The organism is Bathymodiolus azoricus thioautotrophic gill symbiont (genome assembly GCF_001298715.1).
Classification (GTDB): Bacteria; Pseudomonadota; Gammaproteobacteria; order PS1; family Pseudothioglobaceae; genus Thiodubiliella.
Window position 1 is genome coordinate 1 of record NZ_CDSC02000413.1, and the last position, 5,613, is coordinate 5,613.

Annotated in this window: 6 protein-coding genes and 1 other RNA gene; 5 read left to right on the forward strand and 2 right to left on the reverse strand. The window is 38.8% G+C overall.

What is annotated here, in order from left to right; translation table 11 throughout:
• Positions 1-90 precede the first annotated feature (90 nt).
• The 5 genes from hisA to BAZSYMA_RS07930 all read left to right on the forward strand — a co-directional run bounded on the left by hisA (position 91) and on the right by BAZSYMA_RS07930 (position 4,654).
• Positions 91-825 (forward strand): 1-(5-phosphoribosyl)-5-[(5-phosphoribosylamino)methylideneamino]imidazole-4-carboxamide isomerase, encoded by a 735-nt coding sequence (hisA, locus tag BAZSYMA_RS07910; RefSeq protein WP_090717622.1) that lies wholly within the window; start codon positions 91-93, stop codon positions 823-825.
• Positions 822-1,118 (forward strand): RnfH family protein, encoded by a 297-nt coding sequence (locus tag BAZSYMA_RS07915; RefSeq protein WP_090717625.1) that lies wholly within the window; start codon positions 822-824, stop codon positions 1,116-1,118. The genes hisA and BAZSYMA_RS07915 overlap by 4 nt, the downstream gene beginning before the upstream one ends.
• Before the next feature lie 40 nt (positions 1,119-1,158).
• Positions 1,159-1,989 carry an HlyC/CorC family transporter gene (locus tag BAZSYMA_RS07920; protein ID WP_090717629.1) on the forward strand — a complete coding sequence of 277 codons (831 nt, stop codon included), beginning with the start codon at positions 1,159-1,161 and terminating at the stop codon, positions 1,987-1,989.
• 182 nt (positions 1,990-2,171) lie between these two features.
• Positions 2,172-3,491 carry a metalloprotease PmbA gene (gene pmbA, locus BAZSYMA_RS07925; RefSeq protein ID WP_090717633.1) on the forward strand — a complete coding sequence of 440 codons (1,320 nt, stop codon included), beginning with the start codon at positions 2,172-2,174 and terminating at the stop codon, positions 3,489-3,491.
• Positions 3,491-4,654 carry a UbiH/UbiF/VisC/COQ6 family ubiquinone biosynthesis hydroxylase gene (locus tag BAZSYMA_RS07930; RefSeq protein ID WP_090717636.1) on the forward strand — a complete coding sequence of 388 codons (1,164 nt, stop codon included), beginning with the start codon at positions 3,491-3,493 and terminating at the stop codon, positions 4,652-4,654. Before pmbA ends, BAZSYMA_RS07930 begins: the two co-directional genes overlap by 1 nt.
• Here BAZSYMA_RS07930 and BAZSYMA_RS07935 read toward each other — a convergent pair.
• Together BAZSYMA_RS07935 and ssrS are read right to left on the reverse strand one after the other, a co-directional pair.
• On the reverse strand, positions 4,648-5,199 hold the full coding sequence (locus tag BAZSYMA_RS07935) for a 5-formyltetrahydrofolate cyclo-ligase (RefSeq protein ID WP_090717643.1): 552 nt from the start codon (positions 5,197-5,199) through the stop codon (positions 4,648-4,650). The two genes, BAZSYMA_RS07930 and BAZSYMA_RS07935, sit on opposite strands and share 7 nt — an antisense overlap.
• A 64-nt stretch (positions 5,200-5,263) precedes the next feature.
• Positions 5,264-5,444, reverse strand: a non-coding RNA gene (gene ssrS / locus BAZSYMA_RS07940) — 6S RNA.
• Between the last annotated feature and the right edge of the window lie 169 nt (positions 5,445-5,613).

Genomic DNA, 5,613 nt, shown 5'->3' on the forward strand with positions numbered 1-5,613 from the left:
TTGTAGTTTTACTAATCTAATTGGATCAAAGATAGAGTTGGTTTAAAGCATTAGATGATAAAATTCTAGAAATTAAAGGTGGTATAAAAAATGATAATAATTCCAGCAATAGATTTAAAAAATGGGCAATGCGTGCGTCTAAGACGAGGTTTAATGGAAGATACGACGGTATTTTCTGATAATCCAGTAGAGATGGCGGCGCAGTGGGTGGCGCAAGGCGCAAGGCGTTTGCATTTGGTAGACCTTAATGGGGCGTTTGAAGGTAAGCCTGTGAATGCAGCGAGTGTGATGCAGATTGTATCGGCATTCCCTGAGTTGCCTGTACAGATTGGCGGCGGTATTCGTAATATGGATATTGCTAATGCGTATATTGAGGCGGGGGTTAGTTATTTGATTATTGGGACAATGGCAGTGACGCATCCTGAGTTTGTATCGCAGTTGTGTCGTGAGTTTCCTGATAAAGTGATTGTGGGCTTGGATGCCAATGATGGCTTGGTGGCGACCCAGGGTTGGGCGCAGAAGACGGATTTGCATGCGGTGGATTTATCGAAAAAATTCGAGCAAGATGGGGTGAATTCGATTGTTTATACTGATATTGCACGAGACGGTATGATGCAAGGGGTGAATGTTGAGGCGACGACGAGTCTTGCTAAGCAAACCTCAATTCCTATTATTGCTTCAGGAGGCATTACCAATATAGAGGATATATCTGGATTGTTGAGCGAGGCACATCACGGCATTATGGGTGCAATTACTGGGCGGGCTATTTATGAAGGTACGCTTGATTTTGCTCAAGCGCAGCAACTTTGTGATGCAAAACAATGAAAATTGAAGTCGCCTATGCATTAGAGAATAAACAAACGCTACTTGTTTTGGAAGTGGATAAGGGTACGACACTTGAGCAGGCGATAGTGTTGTCTGGCATTATGGCGTCTTATCCACAAATCGATTTATCTAAGGATAAGACAGGCATTTTTGGCAAGATTGCTAAATTGGATACTGTTTTGCGCCCAAAAGATAGGGTTGAGATTTATCGACCTTTAATTGCCGACCCAAAGCAAGTGCGTAAAGAGCGTGCCGCACAAGGTAAAAAAATGTGTAGTGGCAAAAAAGCTTGATTTTTGTTACAATGGTAACTTAATGATTACCAAACTTTAAATGAACGAAGAACAACCTCCCTCGATATTGTCTTTTTTACAAAGATTAAAAAAACGATTTTTTCACATACCACTACGCTCAAGTGATGAATTATTGCAATCCTTAAAAGAGGCTGAACAGAGCCGTGTGATTGATTCACACTCGCGTTCAATTATTGAAGGCACGATGCAGCTTGAGAATATGGAGGTGCGTGATGTTATGGTGCCTAGGTCAAAAATGATATTGATTGACTATCAGGCGAGGACTCAGGATTTGCTTAATATTATGATTGAGTCTGCACATTCTAGATTTCCAATCATTAATAACGAACAACATAAAATCTTAGGAGTTATTTTAGCTAAGGATTTACTGAGTCATTTTGCAGGTGAACAAAAATCTGAGTTTAATTATAAGCAATATTTACGCGATGCTGTTCTAGTGCCAGAAAGTAAAACTTTGGGTGCGTTATTAAGAGATTTTCAGCAAAAAAAATCACACATGGCGATTGTAATAGATGAATATGGTGAGATTGCGGGTTTGGTGACATTAGAAGATGTGTTAGAACAAATTGTGGGTGAAATTGAAGACGAACATGATTTAGAAGAGGATAATATCATTGATTTTAGTGGCGGGCGTTATTTGCTTAAAGGACATACGCCGATTGAAGAATTTAATGAATTTTTTAATGTTAAATTGCAGGTGGAGGATGTGGACACTGTGGCAGGTTTGGTTATTGCTGGTTTTACTTATTTGCCAGAGCAGTTGGATGAGATTGATTTGCAAGGGTTTCATTTTAAGGTTTTAAAGGCAGATTCTCGAAGATTGCGTTCATTAGAAGTAACTAGAAATTAATAACAGGTAATCATGTCATCCACAGAGACTTTCACACAACCCTATCACAATTTATGAAACATATAAAACAGCACATTTCTAGCACCACACAGCAGTCCTCTAGGAGGGCTTATCCATATTCTTCTCATTTTTATATAAAAAATGTACTATCTTCTAATATTCCTTAAACTTATAATAAGATTATGCAAAAATCTCTAGAACAAACTGCACACACAGCAATTGAGCTGTTAAAAAAATACAAAGTTAGTGATTATGAGTTGTTGCTTGACTCAAGCTCAGGTGTTTCTACTGCGGTAAGGTTGGGTGAGGTCGAAACCCTGCAATATCATCTAGATAAAGGTTTTGAAGTCAATGTATTTTTTGGCAAAAAGAAAGGTCATGCATCAAGCGTTGATGTTAGTAAAGACAGCCTTGATAAAACTATTAAATCTGCTTGTTTGATTGCAAAATATACCCAAGATGACCCTTTTAATGGGTTAGCTCCAAAAGCATTAATGGCATTTGATGCGCCCGATTTAGACCTGTATCACCCCTGGGATTTGGATGCACAACACAGTATTGATATTGCTAAAGCTTGTGAGGAAGCGGCGCTCGCACAAGATGAGGTTGATAATTCTGAAGGTGCAGAGGTGTCTAGTTTTCAAGGCGAAGGCTTATATGCCAATTCTAACGGTTTGATTATCACGCAAAATAGCACTCGTCATTCATTAAATTGTGCGCTAATTGCCAAGCGTGATGATGATATGCAAACAGCATATGAATACACAACAGCACTTGATGCAAATACGCTAGAAACGCCACAACTACTTGGTAAAAAAGCAGCAAAACTTGCACAGCAGAAATTGGGTGCGCGTTCGATCGCTTCACAAAAATGTCCTGTGATTTTTACCCCACGCGTATCTGGTGGCTTGTTTTCACAACTCTTAGGTGCATTGGGTGGCTCTAGGCAATACAAAAAATCTACTTTTTTATTAAACAGTATTGACAAAATTGTTTTGCCAGAAGACATTAGTTTTTGTGAGCATCCTTTTGCTAAAAAGACGCTGGGTGCCAAGGCGATTGACCGCGATGGTGTGCTTAAACGCGAGCAATATTTTATTGAAGATGGTCGTGTTAAAAGTTATATCATGGGGCAATATTCTGCCAATCAATTAGGGCTACAAACCACCGCTAATGCGGGTGGTGTGAGCAACGGTATTGTTGAGTCGAGTTTTAACGGTGGCTTGGATGAGATGATTAAGGTGATGGATAAGGGTTTAATAGTAACAGAATTAATGGGGCAAGGTGTGAACGGTACAACGGGTGATTATTCTCGTGGCGCATTGGGGTTTTGGGTGGAGAATGGTGAAATCCAGTACCCAGTATCAGGGCTTACCATTGCTGGCAACCTTAAAGACATGTTATTGGGTATTGTACATGCGGGTAATGATGTGGACCAACGCAATAATATTAAAGTTGGCTCTGTACTGATTAATCAAATGACGGTGGCAGGCGAAAGCTAATGGGCAATTTTGATATTGTCATTGTGGGTGGTGGTATGGTTGGGCAAGCATTTGCCTTGTCAATGGCAAAGCGTCATCAAAGCAATCTGAGTATTGCAATTATTGATCCGAATAACCCAAATCCTGAAGTAAAAGAAAATTTCCATACGCGTGTGAGTGCGATCACCCCAACTTCAGAAACATTTTTAAAAGACATTGGTGTGTGGGATTTAATTCAACGCAAGTACGCTTTTACTGATACTAAAGTATGGGATGAAAATTCGCATGGTGCGCTGGATTTTTCAATAGCAGATGAGGATTTAACGCATTTAGGGCATATCATAGAAAATGACTGCATTCAATCGGCTATGTATACGGCATTAGCTGATACTACAGTAGAATTCATTAGCGCTAAACTTGATGACATTAATAAAACTCAGCAAGGTTATTGTTTGCATTTGGATGATAAACAGCAACTTCAATGCTCGTTATTAATTGGTGCAGATGGTGCGCGTTCTCGTGTTCGAGATTTGGCAGGTATTGAATTTAGTGAAAATGATTATCAGCAAAAAGCCGTTGTTTGCAATATTCGTTCAAACAAAGGTTTTGAGAATACAACTTGGCAGCGGTTTTTGTCTGAAAGCATTATTGCACTATTGCCATTGAGTAAAAATGAAGCATCCATTGTTTGGTCGGCAGAAAAACACCTTTCTGATGAATTATTGGCATTATCGCCTGAGGCGTTTGCTAAGCGACTTTCAGCAGGTGTAGAAGTTCGCTTTGGTGAGTTTGAAATATTGAGTGAGATTCAAGCTTTTCCACTGATTGAGCGAAGTGCTAAAGATTATGTTAAAGAAAATTTAGCACTCATTGGCGATGCAGCGCATAATATCCACCCATTGGCAGGGCAAGGTGTTAATTTAGGTTTTTCTGATGTTGTTGAATTATCACGGCAATTACACACTAACAATAAACTTTTTGGGGGTTATTTGGTTTTACGAAAATATGCCAGAGCCAGAAGATTAGACAATGAACTTATGGCAAAAACTATGAGTGGACTTAATTGGATTTATAAAGAAAACAACGAGCCACTTAGGTGGTTACGAGGCTTTGGTATGAATTTAATCAATGACAATTCAACATTTAAATCATTTTTTCAAAAACACGCTTCTGGCAGTCAATAAATCTTAGTTGGAGTAATGATTGTATCAGGTGCCACATCCCAAGACTGACTGTCAATCTTAGCAACTTGTTGACAATCAAAAGCCAGTCCATAGAGTTTTGGGCTGTTGTAGTTTGTTTGGTTTTTTTTAAAAGACAAAGCACGATCGTAGAAGCCACCACCCATGCCAATACGGTTTTTATTCTTATCAAAACCCACCAATGGTATAAAGATAACATCCAGTTGTTTAGCGTTTAATACCTCAGTAGCAACGGGTTCATCAATACCGAATTTGTTTTTTTTAAATTCATTACCAATTTTTGCAAATTTAAGACTTTTACCGACTAATATCGGTAAATAGATACTAACACCTTGTTTTTCTAAGAAATTATGAATATATTTTGGGCTGATTTCACCATCGTTTTCTAAATAAAGGGCGATTTTTTGTCCATTTTGAATATTGCTTATTTTTTGCATTTGATGCAATATTTTTCTGGCAGACTGTGCTCGCTCGATCGCTGTGATGGCGCGCCGTTGTTGTCTTAAAAGTTGGCGGGTTGCTTGCATTTTGAGATTATAACATGAATACATTAAAACGCCCAAGCAGGAACTTAGGCGTTAGGGTGAAATTAGAGTGTCTATCACCCTGCGGGCTTTAAACCTGAACCATATGGTTCAAGGCGGAAGTTTGAAGTTTGCCGCAGGCTTCCCACTTCAAGGTGGGCTTGCACAATAGCAACCTATCGCATTTCCTTATTTGTTTATTTATCAGCTCAGGGGACAAAAGCCAAACGCAAACATAATAGACAGTTACTATTATCGCTGTTTTGGCGTATCAATAAACATTTTTTTGCATTTTTAGTAAATAGTCAACCCTTAAAAACCACACAACAAATTGATTTATAACAATAAAACTAACAATAACCCTAGACAAATCAACCAACTTTTGTTAAAATACCCCTTATTCCTTGGTCGTTTTGC